The sequence below is a fragment of the Streptomyces sp. NPDC091972 genome (genome assembly GCF_044756385.1).
In the GTDB taxonomy this organism is placed as follows: Bacteria; Actinomycetota; Actinomycetes; order Streptomycetales; family Streptomycetaceae; genus Streptomyces.
The window spans coordinates 76,181-103,134 of record NZ_JBIVSV010000017.1 but is presented as its reverse complement, the minus strand read 5'-3'; the positions used below and the strand labels follow the sequence as shown (position 1 = coordinate 103,134).

24 protein-coding genes are annotated in these 26,954 nt (G+C 73.1%); 6 read left to right on the top strand and 18 right to left on the bottom strand.

From position 1 onward, the window contains the following. Positions 1 to 58: 58 nt before the first annotated feature. On the bottom strand, positions 59 to 1,267 hold the full coding sequence (locus ACIQJT_RS37175) for an ROK family transcriptional regulator (RefSeq protein WP_365463499.1): 1,209 nt from the start codon (positions 1,265 to 1,267) through the stop codon (positions 59 to 61). Positions 1,268 to 1,380: 113 nt separating this feature from the next. Between ACIQJT_RS37175 and ACIQJT_RS37170 the strand changes: the two genes are divergently transcribed. Next, on the top strand, positions 1,381 to 2,592 hold the full coding sequence (locus ACIQJT_RS37170; protein WP_402650061.1) for an MFS transporter: 1,212 nt from the start codon (positions 1,381 to 1,383) through the stop codon (positions 2,590 to 2,592). On the opposite strand, the gene ACIQJT_RS37165 is transcribed toward ACIQJT_RS37170, so the two are convergent. Then, positions 2,552 to 3,010 (bottom strand): acyl-CoA thioesterase, encoded by a 459-nt coding sequence (locus ACIQJT_RS37165; RefSeq protein WP_402650060.1) that lies wholly within the window; start codon positions 3,008 to 3,010, stop codon positions 2,552 to 2,554. The two genes, ACIQJT_RS37170 and ACIQJT_RS37165, sit on opposite strands and share 41 nt — an antisense overlap. A 78-nt stretch (positions 3,011 to 3,088) precedes the next feature. Then, positions 3,089 to 4,291, bottom strand: coding sequence for a glycoside hydrolase family 6 protein (locus ACIQJT_RS37160; protein ID WP_402650059.1), 1,203 nt, complete (start codon positions 4,289 to 4,291; stop codon positions 3,089 to 3,091). Between the two features lie 101 nt (positions 4,292 to 4,392). Here ACIQJT_RS37160 and ACIQJT_RS37155 point away from each other — a divergent pair, with 101 nt between their 5' ends. Beyond that, positions 4,393 to 5,079, top strand: a complete 687-nt coding sequence (locus tag ACIQJT_RS37155; protein WP_365463508.1) for a DUF5995 family protein — start codon at positions 4,393 to 4,395, stop codon at positions 5,077 to 5,079. A 76-nt stretch (positions 5,080 to 5,155) separates the two neighbouring features. Further along, positions 5,156 to 6,088, top strand: a complete 933-nt coding sequence (locus ACIQJT_RS37150) for an LLM class F420-dependent oxidoreductase (protein ID WP_402650058.1) — start codon at positions 5,156 to 5,158, stop codon at positions 6,086 to 6,088. On the opposite strand, the gene ACIQJT_RS37145 is transcribed toward ACIQJT_RS37150, so the two are convergent. From ACIQJT_RS37145 to ACIQJT_RS37135, 3 genes are all read right to left on the bottom strand, one after another. Next, entirely contained in the window at positions 6,085 to 7,782 is a 1,698-nt protein-coding gene (locus ACIQJT_RS37145; RefSeq protein ID WP_402650057.1) for a flavin monoamine oxidase family protein, read from the bottom strand. The two genes, ACIQJT_RS37150 and ACIQJT_RS37145, sit on opposite strands and share 4 nt — an antisense overlap. 32 nt (positions 7,783 to 7,814) lie before the next feature. Continuing rightward, positions 7,815 to 8,603, bottom strand: coding sequence for a carbon-nitrogen hydrolase family protein (locus ACIQJT_RS37140; protein ID WP_053846718.1), 789 nt, complete (start codon positions 8,601 to 8,603; stop codon positions 7,815 to 7,817). A 114-nt stretch (positions 8,604 to 8,717) separates the two neighbouring features. Beyond that, positions 8,718 to 9,941 carry an MFS transporter gene (locus ACIQJT_RS37135; protein ID WP_402650056.1) on the bottom strand — a complete coding sequence of 408 codons (1,224 nt, stop codon included), beginning with the start codon at positions 9,939 to 9,941 and terminating at the stop codon, positions 8,718 to 8,720. Between the two features lie 202 nt (positions 9,942 to 10,143). Between ACIQJT_RS37135 and ACIQJT_RS37130 the strand changes: the two genes are divergently transcribed. After that, positions 10,144 to 10,602: a hypothetical protein gene (locus ACIQJT_RS37130; protein ID WP_402650055.1), complete on the top strand. Its 459-nt coding sequence runs from the start codon at positions 10,144 to 10,146 to the stop codon at positions 10,600 to 10,602. Here ACIQJT_RS37130 and ACIQJT_RS37125 read toward each other — a convergent pair. The 8 genes from ACIQJT_RS37125 to rpe all read right to left on the bottom strand — a co-directional run bounded on the left by ACIQJT_RS37125 (position 10,595) and on the right by rpe (position 17,268). After that, positions 10,595 to 11,047 (bottom strand): Lrp/AsnC family transcriptional regulator, encoded by a 453-nt coding sequence (locus ACIQJT_RS37125; protein ID WP_020117426.1) that lies wholly within the window; start codon positions 11,045 to 11,047, stop codon positions 10,595 to 10,597. The genes ACIQJT_RS37130 and ACIQJT_RS37125 overlap by 8 nt on opposite strands. Positions 11,048 to 11,057: 10 nt before the next feature. Next, positions 11,058 to 12,515 (bottom strand): amino acid permease, encoded by a 1,458-nt coding sequence (locus tag ACIQJT_RS37120; protein WP_402650054.1) that lies wholly within the window; start codon positions 12,513 to 12,515, stop codon positions 11,058 to 11,060. A 58-nt stretch (positions 12,516 to 12,573) separates the two neighbouring features. Continuing rightward, the gene (locus ACIQJT_RS37115) at positions 12,574 to 13,065 is read right to left on the bottom strand and encodes a hypothetical protein (RefSeq protein ID WP_402650053.1); all 492 of its coding nucleotides are present in this window, start codon (positions 13,063 to 13,065) and stop codon (positions 12,574 to 12,576) included. A 114-nt stretch (positions 13,066 to 13,179) separates the two neighbouring features. After that, entirely contained in the window at positions 13,180 to 14,622 is a 1,443-nt protein-coding gene (locus ACIQJT_RS37110; protein WP_402650098.1) for a GuaB1 family IMP dehydrogenase-related protein, read from the bottom strand. Between the two features lie 132 nt (positions 14,623 to 14,754). Next, complete coding sequence (locus ACIQJT_RS37105) at positions 14,755 to 15,057, bottom strand: barstar family protein (protein ID WP_402650052.1); 303 nt, start codon at positions 15,055 to 15,057, stop codon at positions 14,755 to 14,757. Continuing rightward, the gene (locus tag ACIQJT_RS37100; protein WP_053846713.1) at positions 15,054 to 15,419 is read right to left on the bottom strand and encodes a ribonuclease domain-containing protein; all 366 of its coding nucleotides are present in this window, start codon (positions 15,417 to 15,419) and stop codon (positions 15,054 to 15,056) included. Before ACIQJT_RS37100 ends, ACIQJT_RS37105 begins: the two co-directional genes overlap by 4 nt. 40 nt (positions 15,420 to 15,459) lie before the next feature. Next, positions 15,460 to 16,503 carry a sugar-binding domain-containing protein gene (locus ACIQJT_RS37095; protein WP_365463535.1) on the bottom strand — a complete coding sequence of 348 codons (1,044 nt, stop codon included), beginning with the start codon at positions 16,501 to 16,503 and terminating at the stop codon, positions 15,460 to 15,462. Positions 16,504 to 16,581: 78 nt separating this feature from the next. Further along, the gene (gene rpe, locus ACIQJT_RS37090; RefSeq protein ID WP_053846711.1) at positions 16,582 to 17,268 is read right to left on the bottom strand and encodes a ribulose-phosphate 3-epimerase; all 687 of its coding nucleotides are present in this window, start codon (positions 17,266 to 17,268) and stop codon (positions 16,582 to 16,584) included. A gap of 134 nt (positions 17,269 to 17,402) precedes the next feature. Between rpe and ACIQJT_RS37085 the strand changes: the two genes are divergently transcribed. After that, a complete protein-coding gene (locus ACIQJT_RS37085; RefSeq protein ID WP_402650051.1) occupies positions 17,403 to 19,565 on the top strand; it encodes an MMPL family transporter in 2,163 nt (720 codons plus the stop codon). A 1-nt stretch (position 19,566) separates the two neighbouring features. Here ACIQJT_RS37085 and ACIQJT_RS37080 read toward each other — a convergent pair whose 3' ends face one another. Together ACIQJT_RS37080 and fmt are read right to left on the bottom strand one after the other, a co-directional pair. Then, positions 19,567 to 20,985: an RsmB/NOP family class I SAM-dependent RNA methyltransferase gene (locus ACIQJT_RS37080; RefSeq protein WP_402650050.1), complete on the bottom strand. Its 1,419-nt coding sequence runs from the start codon at positions 20,983 to 20,985 to the stop codon at positions 19,567 to 19,569. Positions 20,986 to 21,294: 309 nt separating this feature from the next. After that, positions 21,295 to 22,227, bottom strand: a complete 933-nt coding sequence (fmt, locus tag ACIQJT_RS37075) for a methionyl-tRNA formyltransferase (RefSeq protein ID WP_402650049.1) — start codon at positions 22,225 to 22,227, stop codon at positions 21,295 to 21,297. Positions 22,228 to 22,520: 293 nt separating this feature from the next. Here fmt and ACIQJT_RS37070 point away from each other — a divergent pair, with 293 nt between their 5' ends. Continuing rightward, entirely contained in the window at positions 22,521 to 23,072 is a 552-nt protein-coding gene (locus ACIQJT_RS37070; protein WP_365463548.1) for a hypothetical protein, read from the top strand. A 155-nt stretch (positions 23,073 to 23,227) separates the two neighbouring features. Here ACIQJT_RS37070 and ACIQJT_RS37065 read toward each other — a convergent pair whose 3' ends face one another. Both ACIQJT_RS37065 and metK read right to left on the bottom strand, forming a co-directional pair. Continuing rightward, on the bottom strand, positions 23,228 to 25,390 hold the full coding sequence (locus ACIQJT_RS37065; protein WP_402650048.1) for a primosomal protein N': 2,163 nt from the start codon (positions 25,388 to 25,390) through the stop codon (positions 23,228 to 23,230). A 127-nt stretch (positions 25,391 to 25,517) separates the two neighbouring features. Further along, positions 25,518 to 26,726, bottom strand: coding sequence for a methionine adenosyltransferase (metK, locus tag ACIQJT_RS37060; RefSeq protein ID WP_086724675.1), 1,209 nt, complete (start codon positions 26,724 to 26,726; stop codon positions 25,518 to 25,520). Positions 26,727 to 26,954: the final 228 nt, after the last annotated feature.

Here is a 26,954-nt window from a genome sequence, read left to right as displayed (position 1 = left end):
TTCGGGCGGGTGGGCGTCGTGCGCCCGAACGGGCCGTGCGGGAGCGGACGTTCGAGGACTACGTGCGGGGTCGGCCGGGCAGCGTCCCGGACCCCGGGAGGGGTGCGAACACCTCGTCCTGAGCCCTCTCCCGCGCCGTGAGCAGGGCTCCCCGCAGCACCGCCTCGCCTCCCAGCGTGCTCGCCCGCACCTCGGTGGGCAGCGGTGACATCCGGCGGACCCGTCGCTCCACCCTCGCCGCGAGGTCCTCTGCTCCCGCCTGCCCCACCTCGCCGCCCAGGACCAGGCATCCGGGGTCGAGGATGGCGACGACCGCGGCGACTCCCACGGCGAGACGGTCCGCGAGGGCGTCGAGGAACTCCGTCGCGGCGCCGGCCACCGCTTCCCGGACCAGGCCCGCGGCCGGTGGCTCGGGGCCCTGCGCCCCGACCGTCAGCCCGTGCCGCCCGGCCAGTTCCACGATCGCCGCCGATCCCGCCAGGGAGTGGAAGCCCCCTTCGCAGTCCAGGGCCGAGGGCAGGACCGCCGTGCCCGGCACGGGCAGGAACCCGATCTCGCCCGTGCCGCCCGACGCGCCCCGGCGCAGGGTGCCGTCCAGGACGACGGCCGCGCCCGTGCCGTGGCCGAGCCACAGCAGGACGAAGGTGTCCCGGTCCCGGGCCGTGCCCTCGCGCTGTTCCGCCAGGGCCGCGAGGTTGGTCTCGTTCTCGACGTGGACGCGGGTCGCGGGGAGCCGCTCCTGGAGCGCCAGCACCAGGCGCCGGTGCCAGGCGGGCAGACCGCCTGAGTCGCGGAGTTCGCCGGTGGCCGGGTCGATCAGGCCGGGGGCGCCGATGCCGACCGTGTGCAGTTCGGGCACCCCCGCCTCCTTCGCCGCCCGTTCGACCAGCGCGACGGCCTGCTCGACCGCGGGCCCGGTGCCGGTGTCCTCACCGATGGGCACCGAGGCCTCGGCGAGCACCCGGCCGAGCAGGTCGGAGACGACGACGGAGACGCCCTCGGTGCGGACGTCGAGGGCCGCGAGGTGGGCGCGGCCGGCGACGATGCCGTACAGCTTCGCGTTCGGGCCGCGGCGCTGCTCCCCCGACTCCCCGACCACGTCGATCAGTCCGGCGGCGGCGAGGCGCTCGACGAGGTCGGCCACGGACGGCCGGGACAGTCCGGTGAGCTGCTTCAACTGCCCTGCCGTCAGCGGGCCTTCCTGCTGGAGAAGGCGCAGGGCGAGCCGGTCGTTGATGGCCCGGGCGGTGCTCGGGGATGCGGGCATGCCGGGAATCCTCTCAGATCCGAACTGCCGAATAGGCGCTATCTATCAGGCAGGGTTCCTGATAGTTTACGGCGGAAGCAAGGGGACGACGAGGATCCGGGAGGGGCCCGACCATGAGCGATGTGGTGTACGCGCCGGCCGAGGTACGGCGGGCCCGGTACGCCGTGGCCGCCGTGTTCGCCGTGCACGGGGCCGTGACCGGGTCGTTCGCGACGCGGGTGCCGTGGATCCAGGACCACTCCTCGGTCAGCGCCGGGCAGTTGGGCCTCGCGCTCGCCTTCCCCGCGCTCGGCGCGTCCGTGGCCATGCCGCTGGCGGGCAGCGTCAGCCACCGCTTCGGCGCCCGGAACGCCCTGCGCGGCCTGATCGCCCTGTGGACGCTGGCCCTGGTCCTGCCGTCCCTGGCCCCGAACCTGCTCACGCTCTGCCTGGCCCTCTTCGTCTACGGCGCCACGGCCGGCATGGCGGACGTGGCGATGAACGCGCTAGGCGTGGAGATCGAGAACCGCCTGGGCCGGTCGATCATGTCCGGGCTGCACGGCATGTGGAGCGCGGGCGCCCTGATCGGCTCGGCGGCAGGCACGCTCGCCGCGCACCTGGGCTCGGACGCGCGTGTGCACCACGCGCTGGCGTCGGTGGCTCTCACCGTGCTCGGCCTGCTGTTCTGCCGGTGGGTCCTGGACCTTCAGCCCACCGAGGACGAGGAGCCGCCGCCCCGGTTCGCGCTGCCGCCGAAGTCGGCGCTGCTGATCGGCGCGGTGGGCTTCTGCGCGGTGTTCGCGGAGGGCGCGAGCCTGGACTGGTCGGCGGTCTACCTGCGGGACCAGCTCGACACCTCGGCCGGGCTCGCGGCGGCGTGCACCACCGGTTTCACGCTCACCATGGCGATCGCGCGGTTCGTCGGAGACCGGGTGGTGGACCGGTTCGGCTCGGTGCGCACGGTCCGGGTGGGCGGGGCGTTCGCCGTCCTCGGCGGGCTGCTCATCGTCGTCGGGGGACATCCGGCCGTGGCCATGGGCGGGTTCGCGCTGATGGGTCTCGGCATCGCGGTGGTCGTGCCGCTGTGCTTCGCCGCGGCGGGCCGCAGCGGACCCAACCCCAGTCTGGCGATCGCCGGCGTCGCGACGATCACCTACACCTCGGGGCTGATCGCCCCGAGCGCGATCGGCACGCTGGCCCAGGCCACCAGCCTGATGGTCTCGTTCGCCCTGGTGACCGTCCTGGCCGGCGGTCTCGTGGCCTTCGCGGGGGTGCTGCGGGCCGGCGACCGGGACCGGCCGAAGCTCAGTGCGCCGGCCGCAGCAGTTCCCGACCGGCAGCCCTGAAGTTCTCGCTCCAGGGGGCGGGCCGCAGGCTCTGCGCGTCCAGCCTGACCAGCACCCGGGTGCCGCGCGCGTACGTCGTGGCCCCGTCCGCGGAACAGAACCGGAAGCCGTAGGTCAGGCCGGTGGTGCCGAGGCGCTCCAGCCAGAGGTGGACGGCGTAGGCGCCGCTGCGGGTGACGGGGGCGTCGTAGGAGATGAGCAGCTCCCTGACGACGTTGCAGGCGTCCCCGGCGCTCGCCCAGTCGCCGTCGAAGCGGATGCCGTGCCCCTCCCAGAGCTCGGTCCAGGCCCGCTCCACGAGCAGCGGGTAGCGGGCGTTGTGGAGCATGCCCAGGGCGTCCAGATCGTCGAAGTGGACGGTGACCGGGATCAGTCGGCCGTAGGACAGGGCGGAGGCGAGGGCGGCTTCGGCGGTCACGGGTGCGGAGCTCCTGGGTGTATAGGACAACGACCCCTATCCTAAGCGGTCGCTCACCCTCCTGCCGGAGCGCCCTTGTCAGGGAGCGGCCAGCTCATAGGCGTACGACGGGCTGAACGTCCCCGGTGTGCCCTTGCAGCCGTCCGACTCCCCCGGCAGCTTTACCCACAGGTAGGCGTCGATCCGCGGCTCGCCGGTGTCCAGGGTGGGCGGCCGGCCGATCTTCCGGCCCGCCGGGTCGCACCACTCGCCGTCGGGCGGGGCGCCGTTGCCGTTGCGGCTGGTGTCGATGACGGCGCCCAGGCTGGACGGCCCGCCCAGGGCGGCGAGGACCTGCCGGTCGTAGGCGATCTCGGCGGACGTGGTGTGGAAGTTGGAGACGTTGCTGAAGATCCCGTCTGAGGAGGCGGCCGACGCGGCGCCCGCCTGCTTCAGCAGGGCCGCCTGCTCGGCCGCCGGACGCCAGCCCGAGTGACCGGCGTCGTAGTAGACGCGGGCCCTGGGGTTCGCGGCCTTCAGGACGCGGCCCGCGCGGGCCAGTGAGGCGAAGCGGTCGGCGCGCGCCGCGGCCGAGAGGCACTCGGACTGGGCGATCGAGTCGGGCTCCAGGACGACGACGACCTCGCGGGAGCCGAGCCCGGCGGCGAACCGGTCGATCCAGGCGTCGTACGCGCCGAGGTCCGGAGCCCCGCCCTGGGAGGCACCGCCGCAGTCGCGGTCCGGGATCGCGTACGCCACGACCACCGGGACCCGGCCCTGCGCGGCACCGCCCGAGGTGACCGCGCGCACCCGGGAGGTGATGGTCGCGGGGGTGTGGTCGGCGAACCAGACCGCGGCCGGCCGGTCGGCGATGCGGCTCGCTATGACCTCGGCGCGCCGGTCGCCGGGGTTGTCCCGCACCCAGTCGAGCACCTGCGAGGAGGGGTGGCGGTACAGGCGGGCGGCCTTGGTGGTCCGGGCCTTCGCCGAGCCGGGGCCGGCCTTCCCCGGGGACGGGGACACGCTCGCCTTCGCGGAGGACCGGACGGAGGTGGCGGAAGGGGCCGGGCCGGAGGCCGACGGCACCGCCGACGGCGAACTCGGGGCCGCGTACGGGGAGCCGCTCACGGGGGCCGGCCGCGCCTCGTCGGAGCCGCCGCCGTCGTCGAGCGCGGAGAGCATCCCGGTCGCCGTGCCGACGGCGACCACCAGGGAGGCCGCCGCGACCGCCACCCCGCGGCCGACAGCACGCCTGCGTGCGGCGCGGCGCGCGGCCAGCCGCTGGGCACGTAAGCCTGACACCCTCTCGCTCCCCCCCTCGCGCGACGGTCGCGTTCCCCCGTTCTGGGGAAGCCCCGGGCCCGCCGGCACCCCGGCCAGCCTAGGACTGGGACCCTGCCGCTATGGCGCAATCGGAACAGTTCACCACTTCTCTCGACGCGGTCGTCTCCCGTATGCGCGCCCTGGACGAGACCCTGCCGGAACGGGACGGCGTGGCCGTCTTCAACCGCGTCTACCTCGCTGTCACCGAGGCCGTCGACCGGTGCGTCGACCGGGGCCGGTTCGCGGACCCGCGGGCCGCGATCACGCTGGACGTGCGGTTCGCCGAGCGCTATCTCGCGGCGGTGGACGCGGCCGCCCGCGAGCACCGTGCGCCGGCCTGCTGGCGTCCCGTGTTCCAGTTCCGCCGGCATCCCGGCGTACGACCGCTGCAGTTCGCGCTCGCGGGCATCAACGCGCACATCGGGCACGACCTGGCGCTCGCCGTGGTGGACACCTGTCGTAGCCTCGGCTGCGAACCCGCCGACGTGGAGGACGAGTTCGACCGCGTGGGCGATCTCCTCGTCTCGCTGGAGGAGCGCATCCGCGAAGATCTGATGCCGGGCCCCGACCTCCTCCAGATCGCCGACCCGCTCACCCATCTGCTGGGCTCCTGGAGCCTGGAGCGCGCCCGCGACGCCACCTGGACGGCGGCCCGGGCGCTGTGGGCGCTGCGCGGACTGCCGGACGTGGCCGGGGAGTTCACCGAGCGGCTGGACACCGCGGTGGGGTTCGCGGGACGCATGCTGCTCACTCCGCTGCCCGGCTGACCCGGCTTCCGCGCCCCACGGGGGTTACGTTGGCCGGAGCACCGCCCGATGCGACCCGACGCAAAGGAGCGTACCCATGGCCGTCCGGCTGGGACTGAGCCTTCCCCAAGCACGGCAGTACGACCTCGGACGGGACGTGCCCCACGTGGCACGCGCCGCCGAGCGGATCGGTTACGACAGTCTCTGGGTCTACGAACGCGCCCTGTTCCCCGACCCCCCGACGCAGGGCCTGGGCGGCATGGAGGGCGTGCCCTGGCCCGACCAGTACCGCGCCGTCCCGGAGCCCCTGGTGACGCTGACGCTGGCCGCCGCGGCGACCGAGCGGGCCGAACTCGGCACCAGCGTCCTGGTGGCCCCGCTGCACGGGCCGTTCCAACTGGCCAAGTCCCTCGCCACGTTGGACGCGGCGAGCGGCGGCCGGGTGGTGGCGGGCCTGGGCACCGGATGGTCGACCGACGAGTACGCGGCCGCGGGCGTGGGCACCTTCGCCGAGCGCGGCCAGGTCCTGGACGAGATCATCGACGTCTGCCGGGCCGTGTGGGGCCCGGACCCGGTGCGCTACGAGGGCCGGCACACCCGGATCGCCTCGTCCGTGGTGGGCCCGAAGCCGGCCCGCCCGATCCCCGTCCTGCTGCCCGCCTTCAGCGGGAAGGCGATGCGCCGGCTGGTCGACCGGGCCGACGGCTGGATGCCCATCGCGATGGCGGGCGCCGACCGGCTCGCCCAGGAATGGCGGCAGTTGCAGGACCTCGCGGCCGAGCGCGGCCGCACCCGCCCGATCCGGACCTCGGTGCGGGTCAACGCGCAGTACAGCCCGAAGGCGTACGACGGCTCGGACCGCGCCCCCTTCCAGGGCAGCGTCGACCAGATCGTGGAGGATCTCGTCGCGCACGCCGGGATCGGCCTGGAGGAGTTCTTCTTCGAGCTCCAGGGCGGGATGCGGGACGCCCGGGAGCTCGAGGACGTCGCCGCCGAGCTGTTCGAGAAGGCGCGGGCCGCCGGGGTCTAGTCCTCCGGCAGTTCGACCGGCGCGATCTGCTCGTACAGGTCGCCGGGGCCCGGGTTGGTCGCGTCGGTCGCGCCGCCGAAGTGGTGCATGACGCCCCAGACCGCGTTCAGCGCGGTCTGGACGGCGCCCTCGGCCCAGCCCGCGGTCCAGGAGATGTCGTCGCCTGCGAGGAAGATGCCCCGCTTGTCCTCGGGCAGCGCGTCCTGCATGAAGTGGGTGAACAGGCGCCGCTGGTAGCGGTAGTGGCCGGGCAGGTTGGCCTTGAATGCGCCCATGAAGTAGGGCTCGTTCTCCCAGGAGACGGTCACCGGGCTGCCGATGATGTGCTTGCGGATGTCGACCTTGGGATAGATCTCGCCGAGCGACTTCAGCATGACCTCCATCCGCTCGTTCGCGGACAGCGGCAGCCACTTCAGGCTGTCGTCGCACCAGGTGTAGGAGAGGCAGATGACGGCGGGCCTGTCCGGGCCGTCGTCGAGGAGGTAGGTCCCGCGCGTCATGCGGTCGGTGAGGGTCATCGACATGACGTCCCGGCCGGTGTCCTCGTCCTTGTCCAGCCAGAAGGGCCGGTCGACCGGGACGAAGAGCTTCGACGACTCCATGTAGTGGGTGCGCTCGATCGCGGTCCAGTGGTCGATCGGGAAGAGCGAGTCGTCGCAGGCGATCTTGGACAGCAGCATCCAGGACTGCGCGGTGAAGATCGCCGCCGCGTAGGTGCGGATGTCGCCGTCGGCGTCCGTCACGGTGATCCGGTTGCCGGCCGTGCGGTGCAGCCGGGTGACCGCGGGCCGGGGCCGGCCGTCCCGGTGCAGCTTCGCGAGCGAGGTGCCGTACGCCCAGTGCACGATCTTCTCCGGCTCGCGCTCCCACAGCCGGAGCGGCAACTGCTGCGAACCGCCGACGATCCCGCGGTGGTGGTCGTCGGCCTCGGTGTAGACGACCCGCAGGATCTCCAGGATGGAGTTGGGGAAGTCGGTGTCCCAGCCGCCGGTGCCGAAGCCGACCTGGCCGAAGATCTCCCGGTGCCGGAAGGACCTGAAGGCCTCGGAGTCGCAGAGGAAGCCGTAGAAGGTCTGGTTGTCGAGCTTCTCGACGAGCTTCGCCCAGATCTCGCGGATGCGCGGCACGTCCCGCTCGCGCATCGCGCGGTTCATGTCGGAGAAGTCGGCGCCCTCCTCGAGGCACTTGTTCCAGGCGGCGGCGACATCGCGGTAGACCTGCGGGAGGTCGTCGATCGTCTCGGCGTAGTGGGACTCGCCCTTGAGGTCGACGACGGTCGAAGGGGTGGCCTCGGCAAGGGGGTTGGGGAAGGGACGGGTCTCCAGGCCGACGAGGTCGATGTAGTGCTGGAGGGCGGTGGAGGAGGGCGGGAAGCGCATCGCGCCCATCTCCGCGGTCAGCGCGGGATCGCAGCCCTCGAAGCCCACGGTCCGCAGCCGTCCGCCGATCCGGTCGGCCTCGTACACGACCGGCTTGAGGCCCATCTTCATCAGCTCGTACGCGGCCACGATCCCCGAGAGACCGCCGCCGATCACCGCGACCTCGGTGCCGTGCTCGGTCGCCGGTATCTGGCCGAGGCCCGCCGGGTGGGCGAGGAAGTCGTCGTAGGCGTACGGGAAGTCCGGTCCGAACATGGTGATCGGCGGCTGCTGCTCGTCTGCGTGCTCGACGGCGTTGGGCACGGTGGACGTCATGGGGTACGGACTCCTTGGAACAAAGGGGTGGTTCAGACGAGGGACCCGTAGAGACCGGGGCGGCGGTCCGTCAGGTACGGGTTGGCCGCCCGGGAGGCGGCGAGGAACGCGGGGTCGGCGTCGGCGAACACCAGCTCCTCGGCGCGTCCGGCCCGGGCGCGGGCCACCCCGTCGGGACCGGCCAGCGTGGAGAGCCCGACGAACTCGAACTCCCCTTCGGGGCCGACCCGGTTGACGTAGGCGACGTACATCTGGCTCTCCCAGGCCCGCACCGGCACGAGGGACTCGGCGACGAACTGGAAGGGGTGCATCTGCGCCGTCGGCACGATCAGCAGGTCGGTGCCGGCCAGGGCGTGGGCCCGGACGTTCTCCGGGAACTCCACGTCGTAGCAGATCATGAGGCCGACGGTGAGTCCGCCCACCTCGGCCTGGACGACCGGCTGCTCGCCCGGCTCGAAGTGGTCGCGCTCGAAGCAGCCGAAGAGGTGGGTCTTGCGGTAGTTGGCGAGGCGGGCACCGTCGGCGGAGATGAGCTGGGCCGAGTTGTGGACCGTGTCGGCGAGGCGCTCGGGATATCCGTACGCGATGGCGATCCGGTGCCGCTCGGCGATCTCGGCGACCGCGTCCGCCGAGTCGCCGTCGGCCGCTTCGGCGAGGCGGGCGATGTCGTCGCCGATGGCGTACCCGGTGAGGAACATCTCGGGTGCGGCCAGCAGCGCGGCGCCCGCGGCGGCGGCCCGGCCCGCGGCCTCGTCGAGGACCTTGAGGTTCCCCTCGACGGAGCCGGGGCGGCCGGAGCTCTGGAGCAGGGCGGTACGCATGCGTGATCCTCACCGGGCGGAAGGCGGACGGGGGCCGCAGAGGAGGGCCACGTAGACGGTACGGGCGGCTGACCAGGGCGGACAAGAAGGAGCTGTTGCGCGCTCGGGAGCGGTTCATTGCGTCCGAGGGCGCTGACGCGGCGATTCGTTGCGCGGGCGGCCGCGGCCCCGGAACAGCACCAGCGCCGTCACCGCGTACGGGACGGACAGGACCACGAACACCGTGCTGTGCGCCAGGGACGCCCCGAGCACGGAGTACAGACCGAACACCGCGACCGTGACCAGTTCCGTGCCCAGGCTCGCCACCGAGGTGAGGGTGGCCCGGCGGGCGTCGTCGATGCGCCGCTGGAGACGGACGTCGGCGAGCACCTCGGCCAGCTGGAACCCGGCGAAGGCGAGGCCCACGAGGGCGATGCCGGCCGGGGTGCGGACCCCGGCGCCCACGGCGAGGGCGAGCGCCGCACCCGCGATCAGGGCGGCGAGGCCCCGGGTGCCGAGGCGCTCGGCGGGACCGGCGAAGAGGCTGCCGACGGTCACGGTCGCCCAGACCAGCAGGACCAGCCAGGGCACGGTGGTGTCGGCCACGCCGAGGTCGCGGACCAGCAGCGAGACGTACTCGTCGAGGGCGCCCCACACCGCGGCGACGGCCGGCACGAGCAGCAGGGCCGCCTGGACGCGCCGGTCCCCGCGCGCCTCGGCGAGTCCGGCCCGCAGCGTCGCCGACCAGCGGGTGTTCCCCTGTTCGGCCGGCACCCGGTGTTCCGGCAGCAGCGTCGCCGTCAGCGCGGCCAGCAGACAGGCCAGGACGCTCGCGGCGCCGACGGCCGGGTAGCCGCCGAGGGCGAGGACCGGTCCGGCGAGGCCCATCGCCGCGACCGTGGCCAGCAGCCGCGCCGCACGGGTCCGCCCCATCAGGCGGGCGTACCGCTCGGCGGCCCCGAGCCGTTCCAGCTCGTCGTAGACCAGGGCCTCCAGCGAGCCGGAACCGAGCGCGCCGCCGGCTCCCCACAGGACGAAGCCCAGCGCGAAGGCGCCGTACGACGGCACGGTCACCCACAGCGTGAAGCCGGCGGCCGTGAGCAGCGGGCCGAGCCACAGCAGACGGCGCCGCGAGACGGTGTCGGCCCAGGCGCCCGAGGGCACCTCCAGGACGACGGCCGTGAGGGACCACAGGGCGAACAGCGAGGAGATCTGCCAGAGCGGCAGACCGGTGTCGGCGAACAGCAGCGCGTACACCGGGTAGAGCAGGACGAGGTCGTCGAGGAACGCGTAGCCGTACAGCACGGTCGTCAGCCGGCGGACGCCGGTCGCGGGCACACGTGCGGGTGAGAGTGTCATGAGGCCTTCCCGGAAGGGCGGATCGGACGTCGTCGGTACGGCGTCCGAGGCGGCCCTCGGGAGGCACGGCTGGGGGATCAATGTCGCCAGGTCATGTCCACGATGCTAGACAGTCCCGGGCCCGCTGCCCAGTGGAACAGCGGTCTGCGACGATCTGTGGTGAGCGGCCCGGCGGTCGCCGGCACCCGAGACGGAGGTTCCCGTGGACATCGCCGCACTCCCCCGGATCGACGAGCACGCGACGCTGGTCGCCGCCCCGGCCGGGGAGGTCTGGGACGCGCTCGGCGAGGTCCTGGAGGAGTCCTTCGGCCGCCCCCGATCCGCCCGCTACGCCCGGCTCGTGGGCGTCGCCGACCGTACGGCGTCCGGGCCGCGGCCCCTCGCCCGGGGCTCGGCGTTCCCCGGGTTCCGGGTGGCCGACGCGGAACCGGGACGCGAGCTGGTCCTCGTCGGGCGGCACCGCTTCTCGACGTACGCCCTGGTCTTCCGCGTGGAGGCGGCCGGGGGCGGGCGGACGCGGCTGCGGGCGGAGAGCCGGGCCCGTTTTCCCGGACCCGGCGGTGCCCTCTACCGGCTGCTGGTCGTCGGCACGGGGGCGCACGCCCTGCTCACCGGGCGGCTGCTGGCCGCGGTCCGGCGCCGCGCCGAGAAGGTCAGGTAGGCGAGCCCGACGAGAAGCGGCGCAGCAACGGGGAGAGGACGAGGACCGACTTGGTGCGCTCCACGAAGGGCTCGCCCGCGATCCGTTCCAGGACGCGTTCGAAGTGCCGCATGTCGGAGGCGAAGACCTGCACCACTGCGTCGGCGTCGCCGGTGACGGTGGAGGCGGCCACGACTTCCTGGTAGCGCTCCAGGCCCCGCTGGATGGTCTCCGGGGAGGTGTTGCGCCGGCAGTAGATCTCGACGAACCCCTCGGTCTCCCAGCCGAGGGCCGCCGGGTCCACGCGTACGGTGAAGCCGGTGATGGCCCCGGTGGCACGCAGCCGGTCCACGCGCCGTTTCACGGCGGGCGCGGACAGGCCGACGATCTGCCCGATGTCCGCGTAGGAGCGGCGGGCGTCCTCGGCGAGGGCGTGCACGATGCGTTCGTCGAGATCGTTCAGCACGGTGGGCGGATCAGCTTTCGGGTGTTGCGAGTCGGGAACGGCGATGGCCGTACACGAAGTAGAACACGAGCCCGACGGCCATCCAGACCCCGAAGACCACCCAGGTGACGGTGGACAGGCTGCCCATCATCCACACGCAGAAGCCGAAGCCCAGCGCGGGGAAGACCGGCGAGAGCGGGACCCGGAAGGTCCGGGGCATGTCGGGACGGGTCCGGCGCAGCACCACGACGGCGATGTTGACCAGCGCGAAGGCGAACAGCGTGCCGATGCTGGTGGCGTCGGCGAGCTGGCCGAGGGGGATCGCCGCGGCCAGCACCCCGCAGAACAGGGAGACGATCACCGTGTTGGCGCGCGGGGCGCCGGTCCTCGGGTGGACCCGGGCGAACACCTTCGGCACCAGTCCGTCCCGGGACATCGCGAAGAGGATGCGGGTCTGGCCGTACAGCACGGTCAGGACGACGCTCGCGATGGCGATGACCGCGCAGAACGCCAGCAGGGTGCCCCAGAAGGTCTGACCGGTGACCTCGCGCATGATCTGGGCGAGCGCGGCCTCCGAGTCGTCGAAGTGCTGCCAGGGCTTCGCGCCGACCGCGACGGCGGCGACCAGGACGTACAGCGCGGTCACGATGACCAGCGACAGCATGATCGCGCGCGGCAGGTCGCGCTGGGCGTTCCTCGCCTCCTCGCCGGCGGTGGAGGCGGCGTCGAAGCCGATGTACGAGAAGAAGAGCGTGGCACCGGCCGCGCTGACCCCCGCCATGCCGAGCGGCATGAAGTGCTCGTAGTTGCCCGAACGGAAGCCCTGGACGCCGATCGCGCAGAACAGCACCAGCGCGGCGATCTTCACGACCACCATCACGGTGTTGGCGCGGGCCGACTCGCGTGCGCCGCCCAGCAGGAAGGCCATCGCGAGGAGGACGACGATCAGCGCCGGGAGGTTGAAGACGCCGCCGTCACCGGGCGGGGCGGACAGGGCGTCGGGGATGGTGACGCCGATGGTGCCGTCGAGGAGCTCGTTGAGGTACTCGCCCCAGCCGACGGCCACGGCGGCGACCGAGACCCCGTACTCCAGGACCAGGCACCAGCCGCAGATCCAGGCGATCAGTTCGCCCATGGTTGCGTACGCGTACGAGTACGAGGACCCGGAGACCGGGATGGTGCCGGCCAGCTCGGCGTAGGAGAGGGCCGAGAAGAGGGCGGTGAGGCCGGCGATCACGAAGGAGAGGGTGACGGCCGGGCCGGCCTTGGGGACCGCCTCGCCGAGGACGACGAAGATGCCGGTGCCCAGGGTGGCGCCGATGCTGATCATCGTGAGCTGCCAGAGCCCGAGGGAGCGCCTGAGGGCTCCTCCCTCGCCCTGGCCGTCCTCCGCCACCAGGCGCTCCACCGGCTTGCGCCGCATGAGGCGCGCACCGAGTCCCGTCGCCCGGGGTGTGCGCTGTCCTGGGGGTGCGCCTTGGTCGAGCACGCGCTGACTCCTTCGTCGTTGCAGGTGAGTACAGCGAAGCACCCTACGAGCCCGGACCTCACAGCCGTAATGCAGCAACCTTGCACGCCCTCGCAAGATCGTTGCGTTCCGCGCGTCCGGGTGGGGGTTCGTTGCGCGCACCCGTCTCCGGCGCCGTTCCGACGGCGTCAGCGGTCCTCCGGCTCGCCCGCGACCGCCCGCGCCTCGGCCGCGTCGAACCCCGTCCGGCCGGGCTTGCCGTGGGCCGGGCCCGGCCGTCGATCCAGCACGTGCGCGCCGCCCACGCGGCCTGCTTGCTGGTGCCCATCGCGGCCCCGATCTGCGGCCAGGAGGCCCCGGCCGCACGGGCCGCCCGCACGGTCGGCCGGCGACCGCAGGCTGCTTTGCGGGCCACGACCTCGCTCAGTGCGCGCAGTTCGAGGAGTTCGGCCCGGTCGGGGGCGTCCGTGGCCCCGTCCCCGCCCAGGGCCTCCCGCATGCGCAGGTCGCCGAGCCGGGAGACGGCGATCAGCAGGGTGTACCGCGGCTCGACGCTCTCGGGTGTCGTCATGGCTCCAGAGACTCGTCAAGGAGGCTTGACGCCAAAGCGGCCTGACGCGCAGGGCCGACAGCGGCGGGAAACGCGAACGGCCCCGCGTGCCGGCGGGGGCCGTTCGCCGCTGACCTAGCTCCAGCTCGCGTGCAGCGGCTTGCCCTCCGCGTAGCCGGCCGCGCTCTGGATGCCCACGACCGCCTTCTCGGCGAACTCCTCCAGGGAGCCCGCGCCCGCGTAGGTGCAGGAGGAGCGCACCCCCGCGATGATCGAGTCGATCAGGTCCTCGACGCCCGGGCGGGCCGGGTCGAGGAACATCCGGGAGGTCGAGATGCCCTCCTCGAACAGCGCCTTGCGGGCCCGGTCGTACGCGGACTCGTCCGACGTGCGGTTGCGCACCGCCCGCGCGGACGCCATGCCGAAGGACTCCTTGTAGAGCCGTCCGCTCGCGTCCTGCTGGAGGTCGCCCGGCGACTCGTAGGTGCCGGCGAACCAGGACCCGATCATCACGTTGGACGCGCCCGCGGCCAGCGCCATGGCGACATCGCGCGGGTGCCGGACACCGCCGTCGGCCCACACGTGCTTGCCGTACTTCTTCGCCTCGGCCGCGCACTCCAGGACCGCCGAGAACTGCGGCCGCCCGACACCGGTCATCATGCGGGTCGTGCACATGGCACCGGGGCCCACACCGACCTTGATGATGTCCGCGCCGGCCTCGATCAGGTCCCGCACACCCTCGGCGGCCACGATGTTGCCGGCCACGATCGGGACCTGCGGGTCGAGCGCCCGGACCGTCCTGATCGCGGTGATCATCGACTCCTGGTGGCCGTGCGCGGTGTCGATGACGAGCGTGTCCACGCCCGCGTCGAGCAGTTGCTTGGCCTTCTCCGCGAAGTCGCCGTTGATGCCCACGGCGGCGGCGATCCGCAGCCTGCCCTGCGCGTCGACGGCGGGCTTGTACAGCGTGGCGCGCAGGGCGCCCTTGCGGGTGAGGATGCCGGCCAGGCGGCCGTCCCGGTCCACGGCGGGGGCGTAGCGCCGGTTGGCGGCGTCGAGGCGGTTGAAGGCCTCGCGCGGGTCGATGTCCGCGTCGAGCAGCAGCAGGTCGCGCGACATGACCTCGGCGAGCTGGGTGAAGCGGTCGACGCCGGACAGGTCCTGGTCGGTGACGACACCCACGGGCCGGCCGTCCTCGTCGACGACCACGCCGGCGTTGTGCGCGCGCTTGGGCAGCAGGGCGAGCGCGTCGGCCACGGTCTGGTGCGGGGCCAGCACGATCGGGGTGTCCAGGACGTGGTGGCGGCTCTTCACCCAGGAGACGACCTCGGTGACGACCTCGATCGGGATGTCCTGCGGGATGACCACGAGGCCACCGCGCCGGGCCACGGTCTCGGCCATGCGGCGCCCGGCGATGGCGGTCATGTTGGCGACGACCAGCGGGATCGTGGTGCCCGTGCCGTCCGGGGAGCTGAGGTCCACCCCCTGCCGCGAGCCGACCGCGCTGCGGCTCGGGACCATGAAGACGTCGTCGTACGTCAGGTCGTACGGGGGCTGGATGTCGTTGAGGAAACGCACGTGCTGCACATCCCAGTCGATCAGAGGTGGCCCCCGGACAGGTCAGCCAGGGGGAAAGAGCACGTACTTCATTCTCCCATGCCGGGCGGGTCGCGACCCACGGGCGAATCGTCCAGACCGGCCGCGGGGGCCCTAGGACGAACCTCCAAGGGCGAGCGCCACGGTGAGCGCGGACGCCTCCGCGAAGACCTCGCGCGCGGTCGCCCACTCGTCCGGCCGCGCCTCGGCGTACCGCTCCCAGTGCCGTACGACCACGACGGTCTCCGCCCCGGCGCCGTCACCGGACCACAGGTCCGGGTCGGACAGGACGTCGGCCAGCGCGTCCCAGTTGCGGCCGAACCAGTCCGGCAGCCGCAGGTCCCGGGCGCAGCGCTCCATGAGGCCCGCCTTGTCCGTGACCCCGCCGAGGTCCAGTGTGACCACGCATGCCGTCATCTCAGTACCGCCCTGAACGAGTCGTAGTGATCATCGGTGTAGTAGATCTCGCCGTCCCGCCCGGTGACGATCCGCCGGGCTCCGCGGTCGCGCGAGCCCGGGGTGGGCACGGTGTACTCGTGGTAGTAGCCGCGCCGGTGCGCGGGCAGCAGCCCCTCGAAGTTCCCGAAGACGGCGCCGTCCTTCGGGTACGGGAAGGGACCGCCCCTGTCGATGAGTTCGAGGGTCTGCCGGGCCTCGGCCGGCAGCCGGGCCTCCTGGACGGTGGCCATGTCGCCGCCCCGCGCCGGGTCGTGTCCGGCCGAGCAGCCGGCCAGCACGAGGACGCAGAGCAGGATCCGGGAGACGAACCGCAGCAGCATGCGTCCGATGCTGCCACGGCCGTCCCCGTATGACCCGGCGTCAGGACCCGTCCGGGTCCGCCCTGTTCAGCGCCGGCTTCGGCGGTGCCCCCGCCGTCATCAGGTAGTCCGCCGCGGAGGTGTCCGTCACCAGGCTGGTGACGAGACCGGACCGCAGCACGGCGTCGATCGCGGCCCCCTTCCGCTGACCGCCCGCGATCGCGACGACCTCGGGGATACGGCGGAGCTGCTCGGTCTTGACGGTGATGCACCGCTCGCCCAGGTCCCGGCCGACCCTGCGGCCCTCGGCGTCGAAGAGGTGCGCGGACATCTCGGCGGCGACACCGAGCGAGGCGTAGTGCGCCCGCTCCTCGTCGCTGAGCATGTCGTGCACCGTCGAGATGCCCGGCTCCCAGGAGCCGATGGAGACACAGGCGACCGTGACCTTGTCGAAGTACTCGAAGGCCCGGGCGATCCCGGTCTGGTTGCGCAGCGCCGCCGCGGTGGCCGCGTCCGGCAGCAGCATCGGCGCGTAGATGGGGTGGGCGTCCCCGCCGGACACCTGGGCGGCCCGCCGTACCGCCTCCACCGAACCGCGCTCGGCGGTCCCGGCGTCGTACACGCCGGTCAACTGCACCACCGTGCACGGCGGGAGCCGGTCCAGGGCGGCCGCCATGTGGATGGTGGAGCGGCCCCAGGCCAGGCCCAGGATGTCGCCCTCGTCGACCAGTTCGCCGAGCAGGTCGGCGGCCACCTCTCCCAGGTTCTCGGGGTCGGGCGAGTCCTGGGCCTCGGCCGGGGACTCGACCACGACGGCGTGCCGCAGGCCGTAGCGGGCGCGCAGCGCGTCGGAGCGCTCGGCGTCCAGCTCGGCGGGCACACGGATCTCGATGCGCACGAGATCCCGTTCCAGGGCGGTCTCCAGGACCCGGGCCACCTTGAAGCGGCTGACGCCGAACTCCTCCGCGATCTGGATCTTGGACTTGCCCTCCAGGTAGAAGCGGCGGGCCATGGCCGCCGCCTGCACCAGCTCAGCGGGTCCCATCCGCATGGCTGACCGGCCCGCCGACATACCCGACACGGCGTTCTCCTCACTGCTGTTCACACTCTGGATTCGCCGTTCATCCTTGCAGATCCGGCGCACTTGATCAGCCCTGATCGGAGCCGTTCACGTTCCTGACGCTCAGTGGTCGCACGCCCACGACGCCTTCGCGGTCGCCCCCTCCGCTTGGGTGCGCAATGCACGTACCGCTTCTGCCGGGTCGGACGCCCCGTACACCGCCGATCCGGCGACGAAGACGTCGGCGCCGGCGTCCGCGCAGCGCTCGATGGTGGACGCCGAGACCCCGCCGTCGACCTGGAGCCACAGCTCGAGACCGTGTTTGCTGATCAACTCGCGGGTCCGGCGAATCTTGGGGAGCATGATGTCGAGGAACGCCTGTCCCCCGAAACCGGGCTCGACCGTCATGATCAGCAGCATGTCGAGCTCGGGGAGCAGGTCCTCGTACGGCTCGATGGGCGTCGCGGGCTTCAGCGCCATGGAGGCGCGGGCGCCCTTGGCCCGGATCTCCCGGGCGAGCCGGACCGGGGCGGCGGCCGCCTCCACGTGGAAGGTGACGGAGGAAGCCCCCGCCTCTACGTACTGGGGCGCCCAGCGATCGGGGGCCTCGATCATCAGATGGCAGTCCAGCGGAGTGTCCGTCGCACGGGCCAGAGACTCTACGACCGGCACCCCGAGCGTGAGGTTCGGGACGAAATGGTTGTCCATGACGTCGACATGGAGCCAGTCGGCTCCCTCGACCGCCTTCGCCTCGTCCGCGAGGCGGGCGAAGTCGGCGGACAGGATGCTGGGATTGATCTGCGCGGCCATGCCCCAAGCCTCCCATGCCGGGGCCCGAACGGGCGCGCCGGTCCGGACCTAAGCCGTTCATCGGATGTTGTGGACGAGCTGTGCGTGCCATGCTGGGCGGCCGATCGGCTCGACTGGTGGCGCCGGGGGTGGCCATGACCGGTAATCGGGGCATCGCGCACTTCGTCTGCGGACGGCGCGCCAAGTGGGTGGTACTCGCGCTGTGGCTGGTGGTGCTGTTCCTGACGGCGCCCCTCGCCTCCAAGCTCACCGACGCCCAGGACAACGACGCGGCCTCCTGGCTGCCCGGCTCCGCGGAGTCGACCCAGGTCCTCCAGATCAGCGAGGGCTTCAGGCCGGAGCAGATCCCCGCGGTGGTCGTCTACGCGCGCGAGAGCGGCCTCACGCCGCAGGAACGGGCCGCGATCGCCGAGGACGTCGCCGAGATCAAGCGGCTCACGGCGCACGGCATCCGCGGTGCGGAGACCCGGGGCCCGGTCTACGACCGGCAGAGCGACCCGCGCGCGGCCCAGATCCTCGTCCCGATCACCATGGACGAGAAGGGCTGGGAGGAGATCGCCCCCGCGGTCGACTCCATCCGTGACGTCGTCGGCGAGGGCGGCGACGGCCTCGCCGTGCACATCACCGGTCCGGGCGGCACCTCGGCGGACTTCTCCGAGGCCTTCGAGGGCATCGACTCGACGCTGCTGCTGTCCGCGATGGGCGTCGTGATCGTCATGCTGCTCATCACCTACCGCAGCCCCACCCTGCTCCTGGTGCCGCTGCTCTCCGTGGTCGCCGCGCTGTTCACCGCGCAGGCCTTCATCTACCTGCTCGCCGAGCACGCAGGCCTGACGGTCAACGGCCAGAGCGCGGGCATTCTGACGGTCCTCGTCTTCGGCGCGGGGACCGACTACGCCCTGCTGCTGGTGGCCCGCTACCGCGAGGAGTTGCACCGGCACGAGGACCGCCACGAGGCGATGGCCCTCGCCCTGCACCGCGCGGGCCCCGCGGTGATCGCCTCGGGGGCGACCGTGGTCCTGAGCATGCTGGTCCTGCTGGCCGCCGAGATGAACTCGACCCGCGGTCTCGGTCCGGTCGCCGCGATCGGTGTCACGGTCGCCCTGCTGGCGATGATGACGCTGTTCCCGGCCCTGTTGGTGATCTTCGGCCGCTGGATCTTCTGGCCGGTCACCCCGCGCTTCGGCGCCCCGGACCGCATCGAGACCGGCGTCTGGGCCCGCACCGGCCGCCAGATCGCCCAGCGCCCCCGCATGATCTGGATCATCACGACCGTGGTCCTGGCGGTCTGCTCCCTCGGCCTGATCCAGTTGCGCGCCGAGGGCATCGGCAACGCGGACGCCTTCACCGGGAAACCGGACTCGATCGTCGGGCAGGAGGTCTCGGCGAAGTACTTCCCGGCGGGCAGCGGCGATCCCCTGGTCATCGTCAGCAACCAGGCCCAGGCACGCCAGGTCGGCGAGGCGGTCGCGGGCACGCGGGGAGTCGTACCCGAGTCCCTGGGCCTGCCCCCGGGCACGAAACCCTCCCACGAGGGCAAGGTCCTCTTCGAGGCGACGATGACCGCCCCGGCGGACAGCGAGGCCGCGAAGCAGACGGTGGAGCGGGTCCGGGACGCCGTCCACGCGGTCCCCGACGCCGACGCCCAGGTCGGCGGCGGTACGGCCGCCCTGCTGGACATGGACCGGGCGACCACGCACGACAACATCCTGATCATCCCGCTGGTGCTGGTCGTGGTGATGCTGATCCTGTGCGCCCTGCTGCGCGCCCTGATCGCCCCGCTGCTGCTGATCGGGACGGTGATCCTGTCCTTCGCGGCGGCCCTGGGCATCAGCGCCCTGGCCTTCCGGCACCTGTTCGACTACGCGGGCGAGTCCACGGACTTCCCGCTGTTCGTGTTCGTTTTCCTGGTGGCCCTCGGCATCGACTACAACATCTTCCTGACCACCCGCATCCGCGAGGAGGCCGCCCACCGGGGCACCCGTGCGGGCGTGATCACGGGTCTGGCCGCGACCGGCGCGGTCATCACCTCCGCCGGCCTGGTCCTGGCCGGCACCTTCGCCGCTCTCGGCACCCTCCCGATGGTCGCCTTCGCGGAGATCGGCTTCGCGGTGGCGCTGGGTGTCCTGCTGGACACGTTCATCGTCCGCTCGGTCCTGGTGACGTCCCTGTTCCTGGACGTGGGACCGAAGATGTGGTGGCCCCACAGTCTCGCCGGGGAGGGGGACGACTCGCCCCACTCAGGGACGCGGGGACCTGCGCGACCGGCCGAGACGGCACAGCGGACACACGACTAGCTCACCCGGTCCGGCGAATGACCGCCAGATACATCGCGTCGGTCCCGTGCACATGCGGCCACAACTGCACGTCCGGCCCCTCCCCCAGGTCCGGCACACCGGGGAACAACGGCCGCGCGTCGACCAGCTCGGCAGCCGGCCACTGCTTGAGCACGTCCTCCACGACGGCCCGCGTCTCCGCGAGATGAGGCGAGCAGGTCGCGTACCCGACCACGCCGCCCACCCGGACGGAGTCCAGCGCGGTGCTCAACAGGCCCCGCTGCAAGGGCCCGAACCCCTCCAGATCCGCGGGCCGGCGCCGCCACCGGGCCTCCGGCCGCCGCCGCAACGCGCCGAGCCCCGTGCACGGCACGTCCATCAGCACCCGGTCGAAGCTGCCCGGCTGCCACGGCGGCCGGGTCCCGTCCGCGGCGATGACCTGATAGGGCCCCGGGTTCCCGTCGAGCGCCTTGGCCACCAGGCCGGCCCGGTGCGGCTGCTTCTCGGAGGCGAGCAGCACGGCCCCGCGCTCGGCGGCGAGCGCGGCGAGCAGGGCTGCCTTGCCACCGGGCCCCGCACACCCGTCGAGCCACTTCTCGTCCCGCCCGTCCAGGGGGGCGTTCGCCAGCGCCAGCGCGACGAGCTGACTGCCCTCGTCCTGCACCCCGGCCCGGCCTTCCCGTACGGCGCCTACGGCCCCGGGCTCCCCGCCCTCGGCCAGCCGGACGGCGTACGGCGACCAGCGCCCCGCCACGGCGGACTCCTCGCGCAGCAGCTCCTCGGTGGTGGCCCGGCCGGGCCGGGCGACCAGGGTCACCTCGGGCCGTTCGTTGTCGGCCTCCAGCAGCCGCTCGATACCGGCGCGTCCGCCGCCCAGGGAGTCCCACAGTACGGAGACGACCCAGCGGGGGTGGGAGTGCACGACGGCGAGATGGTCCTCGGGGTCGTCGTCGTAGGGCGGCGCGACCTTGGCGATCCATCCGTCGAGGTCGTCCTGCGCGATCTTGCGCAGTACGGCGTTGACGAACTTGGCCCGTCCGTCGCCGAGCACGACCCGCGCGAGCTCGACGGAGGCGGACACGGCGGCGTGCGTCGGGATGCGTGTGCCGAGGAGCTGGTGCGCCCCGAGGCTCAGCACGTCGAGCACCGGCGGATCGACCTCGCGCAGCGGCCGGTCGACGCACTCGGCGATGATCGCGTCGTAGGTCCCCTGCCGCCGCAGCGTGCCGTACACGAGCTCGGTGGCGAGCGCCGCGTCCCGCGCCTCGAAGCCGCCCTTCTCCCGCGCCTTCCGCAACAGCGGCGGCAGGACGAGGTTGGCGTACGCGTCGCGCTCGTCCACGGCCCGCAGCGCCTCGAAGGCGAGGATGCGGACGGGGTCCTTCTGGGGCCGACGGTACGGCTTGCCGGGCTTACCGGCCCGCCGGGGCTGCTCGCTCACGAAAAAGGTGCTCCGGGTTCAAGGTCTGGATACGCCCCAAGCGTACGTCCAGCGGGGGTCCCGCCACCCCCCGAGGGGCGCCAGCCGGGCCCCGCTGTCCGCCGAGAGCCCGGGGCACGGACCACCCCGCCGAGACCCGCTATCCGCCGAAGACCCGGTGCGGACCACCCTGCCGGTCCCCGTCACCCGCCGAAGGCCCCGGGGCGCGGGCCACCCTGCCGCGACCCGCCGAAGGCCCCGGGGCGCACCACCTTGCCCAACTCGTTGCCCACCGAAGGCCCGAGGCACGGACCACCTCGCCGCGACCCGTCACCCGCCGACGCTCTCCCCCTCCGCGATCCTGACGCCCCGCGCCCAGTCCGCGGCCTTCATCGGCTTCTTCCCCTGGGCCTGCACCCACAGCAGCTCCACGCCGTACGACCCGGTCCCGACGTGGACGCTGTTCTTGCCGACGGACAGCGCGCCGGGGGCGAGATCCGTACGGTCGGGAACCGGCTGGACCTGGATGAGCTTGAGCCGCTCGCCGCGGAAGGTCGTCCAGGCGCCGGGCGACGGGTGGCACCCCCGCACGACCCGGTCCACCCGCAGCGCGGGCGCGGCCCAGTCCACACGGGCGTCCTCGACGGTGATCTTCGGGGCGACGGTGATGCCCTCGGCCGGCTGCGGTACGGCCTTCAGCGTGCCGTCGGCGATGCCGTCCATCGTCGCGGCCAGCAGCCCCGCCCCGGCGAAGGCGAGCCGCGTCAGCAGGTCGCCGCTGGTGTCGGTGGGCCGGATCTCCTCGGTGACGGTTCCGTAGACGGGCCCGGAGTCCAGGCCCTCCTCGATCAGGAAGGTCGAGGCGCCCGTGATCTCGTCCCCCGCCATGATGGAGTGCTGCACGGGCGCGGCCCCGCGCCAGGCCGGCAGCAGCGAGAAGTGCAGGTTGACCCAGCCGTGGGCGGGGATGTCGAGGGCGACGCGGGGCAGCAGGGCGCCGTAGGCGACCACGGGGCAGCAGTCCGGGGCGATCTCGCGGAGCCGCTCCAGGAACTCCGGGTCCCGCGGCCGGACGGGCTTCAGCACCTCGATGCCCGCCTCCTCGGCCCGCTCCGCGACCGGGCTCGCGACCAGCCTGCGCCCCCGCCCGGCCGGCGCGTCGGGACGCGTGACGACGGCGGCGACCTCGTGCCGCCCGGAGGCGATGAGAGCGTCCAGAGCGGGAACGGCGACCTCGGGGGTACCGGCGAAGACGAGCTTCATGGGTGGGCAGGGCCTCTCGGACGGGTGACGACGGGCAGCACACAAGTCTATGGCGGGGCACGACCACCGCACCGCCGGAGAGCGCCCTCGCAGACGAGACCCGGCCTTGCTGCCAAGGCGCGAACCCCCTACCCCCGGCGCACGCATATGCCGGTACGCCCCCATTGCGTGACCAGCGGAGCGTAGACGCGTTGGTCAAGAAAGAGTTGACCACAACGGGCCGCTGGCGCGGCCCCATCCTTTTCAACGTCCCAATCAACGTCCTATTCAACGCCGGTTCGAGAGGCTTGTTCATGGCCGACCACGCAACCCACGACGCCCAGGCTCGGGCCAGCCTGCACTTGCTGGTGCGGGACATCGAGCGGGTCCGCCGGCAGGTGGACGCACTGCGCACCCTGACCGCCCAGTTGGGCAACGTCTACCGCCCGCGCCGCTCCGGTCCCTCCACGGGCTTCGTCGTCTACGGACGCGCACCCGCCCCCACGGTCCGTCTCGCGCAGGAACTGCGGGACAGTGTCGAGACCCTGGTGACGGCCGCGGTCGACTTCGACCGCTCGCTCGGCTTCTCGTGGGACGCGGTGGGTTCCGCCCTCGGCGTCACCAAGCAGGCGGTCCACCGTCGTTACGGCGCCCGCCGCGCCGCCGCCCAGGCGACGGCCGACGCCGAGCGCGCGACGGAGCCGTCGGGAACCCGCACGGTCAGCGTCGACACCGGTGTCCCCACCGTGCCGTCGGTCCCCACGGTGCCCGCGGCCCGCTCCATGCCGACCCAGCCGACCGCGGGCAGCCCCGCCCTCCGCGAGGAGGCACGCCCCACAGCCTTCCCCGGCCCCCGCAACGGCTGACCTCTCCGCCCCCTCCCTCTGCCCTCCCACCCCACGACCGGGAGGGCAGACGCATGTCCAGGCCGCACTGCCCCGCACCGGCATCCGGCGGCGCGTGGGCGGTCCCGCGAACGGGCCGTCCGACGCCCCGTCACCTCCCGCCGCACCCACATTCGTCAACCGATGTCAGGCGGATCGATCCGCACCCAGACCGCTCCCTCGCCCCCGCTTCCCCCGCTCCGGGCCATCCGCGAAGCCTGCGCGGCCTTGAGGGAAGCCGCCAACGCGGCCCCCCTCCCGGGCGGCACCCGCACCAGCACCCGCACCCACCGCTCCCCGACCGGCGGCGCCCCCACCCTCCGCGGCCCTCCCGCCGCCGTCACCGGCAACGGCACGGGTCCCAACACCTCGGCCTCGTCCGGCAGTTCCACCGCCGCGAGGAACTCGGCGAGCGCCTCCCCGGGCCCGGACACCGAGGCCATCCGCGACACCGGCGGAAACCCCAGCTCGGCCCGCTCCCCCAGCTCCCGCACCGCGTGCCCCACCGGGTCCCACCGCACCAGCGCCTGCACCGGCCGCAGCGTGGGCTCGGCGACCACCACCACGGTGCCGCCGGCTCCCTGCGCCCGCACCAGCGCCGACGCCGCGATCCACCGCCGCAGCGCGTCCTCCCCGGCCCGCAGGTCGGGCCGGCCGAGCATGGCCCAGCCGTCCAGCAGCAGCGCCGCCGCGTACCCGCCCTCGGCGACCGGCTCGGCCCCCGGCGTGCTCACCACCAGCGCCGGCGCCCCGGGCACGGTGTCCAGCACGTGCTCACGCCCGGACGTCCGCACCGGAACGGCCGGAAACGCCCGCCCCAGTTCCTCCGCGGTCCGCCGGGCCCCCACGACCTGCGCGCGCAGCCGGAACCCCCCGCACTCCGGACAGTGCCAGGACTCCTCCTCGCGCCCGCACCACCCGCACCGCAGCGCCGCCGCCGACTCCTGCCCCTCCAGCGGCCCGGCGCAGTGCCGACAGCGCGCGGGAGCCCGGCAGTTGGCGCAGGCCATCCGCGGCACGTACCCCCGCCGCGGCACCTGGACGAGCACCGGCCCGTGCCGCAAGCCCTCCCTGACGGCCTGCCAGGCGAGCGTGGGCAGCCGGGCCGCCCGCGCGGCCTCGTCCCGCGCGAGGTCCTGGTCCCCGACCGTGCGCACCAGGGGCGCCGCCGCCCGCACCTGCTCGCGCGAGGCCACGAGCGGCCGGGCCCAGCCGCTCTCCACGAGCTGCGCGGCCTCCACCGTGCAGCTCCAACTCCCCAGCAGGAAGGCGCACTTGTCCAATGCTGCCCGCAACAGCAGCACCTCGCGCGCGTGCGGCTGCGGGGCATGCGGCTCACTGTGGCTGTCGTCGCCGTCGTCCCAGAGCGCGACCAGACCGAGGTCCCGCACCGGGGCGAACATGGCGGCCCGCGTCCCGACCACGGCCCGTACAGCGCCCCGCCGCACGGCCAGCCATTCCCGGTACCGCTTCTCGGGCCCGGCGTCGGCGGTCAGGACCGCGTGCCGCCCCTCCCCCAGCACCGAGCTCAAGGCGGCGTCGACGCGTGCGACGGCCCGCCCGTCCGGCACGACGACGAGCGCCCCCCGCCCGGATGCCAGGGTCGCGGCGACGGCCCGCGCCAGCTCCTCGCTCCACTCCGGACCGGGCAGGGCGTTCCACACCGCGCGCGGTGCGCCTCCCGAGGCCAGCGACTCCAGGAACACGCCCCCGCGCTCGTACCGGCCCCAGGAGGCCGTCTCCGGCGGGGCCGGCGGCGGCAAGGGCTCGGGCGAGGGCCGCTGTTCGGCCCTGGCGCTACGGGGTGGCACGGCGAGCTGGAGCACATCGGCGAGACTTCCCGCATACCGGTCGGCGACGGCCCGCGCGAGCCCCAGCAGCTCCTCGCTGAGCACCGGCTCGGGCGAGACGACCTGGGCGAGCGCCGCCAGCGGCCCGGAGTAGTCGGACTCAGCCAGCCGTTCGACCAGGAACCCGTCGATCAGCCCCCCGCCCTCACGCCGCCCCTCCCGGACGCGCCCGCGCCCGGCGCCGAACCGCACCCGCACCCGCACCCCCGGCTGCGCCTCCGCGTCGAGCTCCTCCGGCACGGCGTAGTCGAAGTACCGGTCGAGATGCAGCACGCCCTTGTCGACCAGCACCCGCGCGACCGGCAACTCCTTGGCCAGCGCGGCCCCCCGCCACGTCCGCGGCTTGGCCCGCGGCACCTTGGCCTTGCGCACGGTCTCCCGAATCAGCGCCAACTGCTCGGGACGCGCTCCTTCGGCGCCCTCGTCCACCGAACCGTTCTCGCTGCTCACAGCATCATTGGTACCAGACCCGACTGACAGCGGGCCGCGCTGTCCTCGCTGCGGTGAGCCGGTCGCCGGACATGCCCGAGGCCCGGCCCCCCAGAAGGGGCCGGGCCTCGTACGGGACGGCGCGGACCTACAGGCCCGCGGCCTTCTTCAGCGCCTCCACGCGGTCCGTCTTCTCCCACGTGAACTCCGGAAGCTCACGGCCGAAGTGGCCGTACGCCGCCGTCAGGGAGTAGATCGGGCGCAGCAGGTCGAGGTCGCGGATGATGGCGGCCGGACGGAGGTCGAAGACCTCGTCGATCGCCTTCTCGATCTTGTCGGTGTCGATCGTCGCGGTACCGAAGGTCTCCACGAACAGGCCCACCGGCTCGGCCTTGCCGATGGCGTAGGCGACCTGGACCTCGCAGCGCGAGGCGAGACCCGCGGCCACGACGTTCTTGGCGACCCAGCGCATCGCGTACGCCGCCGAGCGGTCCACCTTGGACGGGTCCTTGCCGGAGAAGGCGCCGCCGCCGTGGCGGGCCATGCCGCCGTACGTGTCGATGATGATCTTGCGACCGGTCAGGCCGGCGTCACCCATCGGGCCGCCGATCTCGAAGCGGCCGGTGGGGTTGACCAGGAGTCGGTAGTTCTCCGTGTCGAGCTTGATGCCCTCGTCGAGGAGCGCCTTGAGCTCCGGCTCCACGACGAACTCGCGGATGTCGGGAGCCAGCAGGGAGTCCAGGTCGATGTCGGACGCGTGCTGCGAGGAGACCACGACCGTGTCGAGACGGACGGCCTTGTCGCCGTCGTACTCGATGGTGACCTGCGTCTTGCCGTCGGGGCGCAGGTAGGGGATGGTGCCGTTCTTGCGGACCTCGGAGAGGCGCTTCGCGAGGCGGTGCGCCAGAAAGATCGGCAGCGGCATCAGGGTGGGGGTCTCGTCCGTCGCGTACCCGAACATCAGACCCTGGTCGCCCGCGCCCTGGCGGTCCAGCTCGTCCTCGTCGCCCTCGACCCGGTTCTCGTACGCCGTGTCGACGCCCTGCGCGATGTCCGGGGACTGGGCGCCGATCGACACCGAGACACCGCAGGAGGCGCCGTCGAAGCCCTTCTTGGAGGAGTCGTAGCCGATCTCCAGGATCTTGTCGCGGACGAGCTGCGCGATCGGCGCGTACGTCTTGGTGGTGACCTCACCGGCCACGTGCACCAGACCGGTGGTGATCAGGGTCTCGACGGCGACCCGGGAGGTCGGGTCCTCCTTGAGGAGCGCGTCGAGGATGGTGTCACTGATCTGGTCAGCGATCTTGTCGGGGTGGCCCTCGGTGACGGACTCCGAGGTGAACAGGCGACGGGACACAACGCTCCCTGGGGTTGCAGCGGCTGCTGGCTGATCATGGGCGGACGGGCTCGGGGGCTGCGCCCGGCATCGTCCGAGAACAGTTTATCGGTCGTGCTCTGCCACCGGCCCCCCTGTCTCGCCTCTCGGGAGTGCTGTGACCTGCGGCACGGGCATTGTGCCCAATTCCGAGCGGACTTGGCCAGGGGCGCCACGCCTTCGCGGCAGAGGTTCCTGGGGACCGGGAAG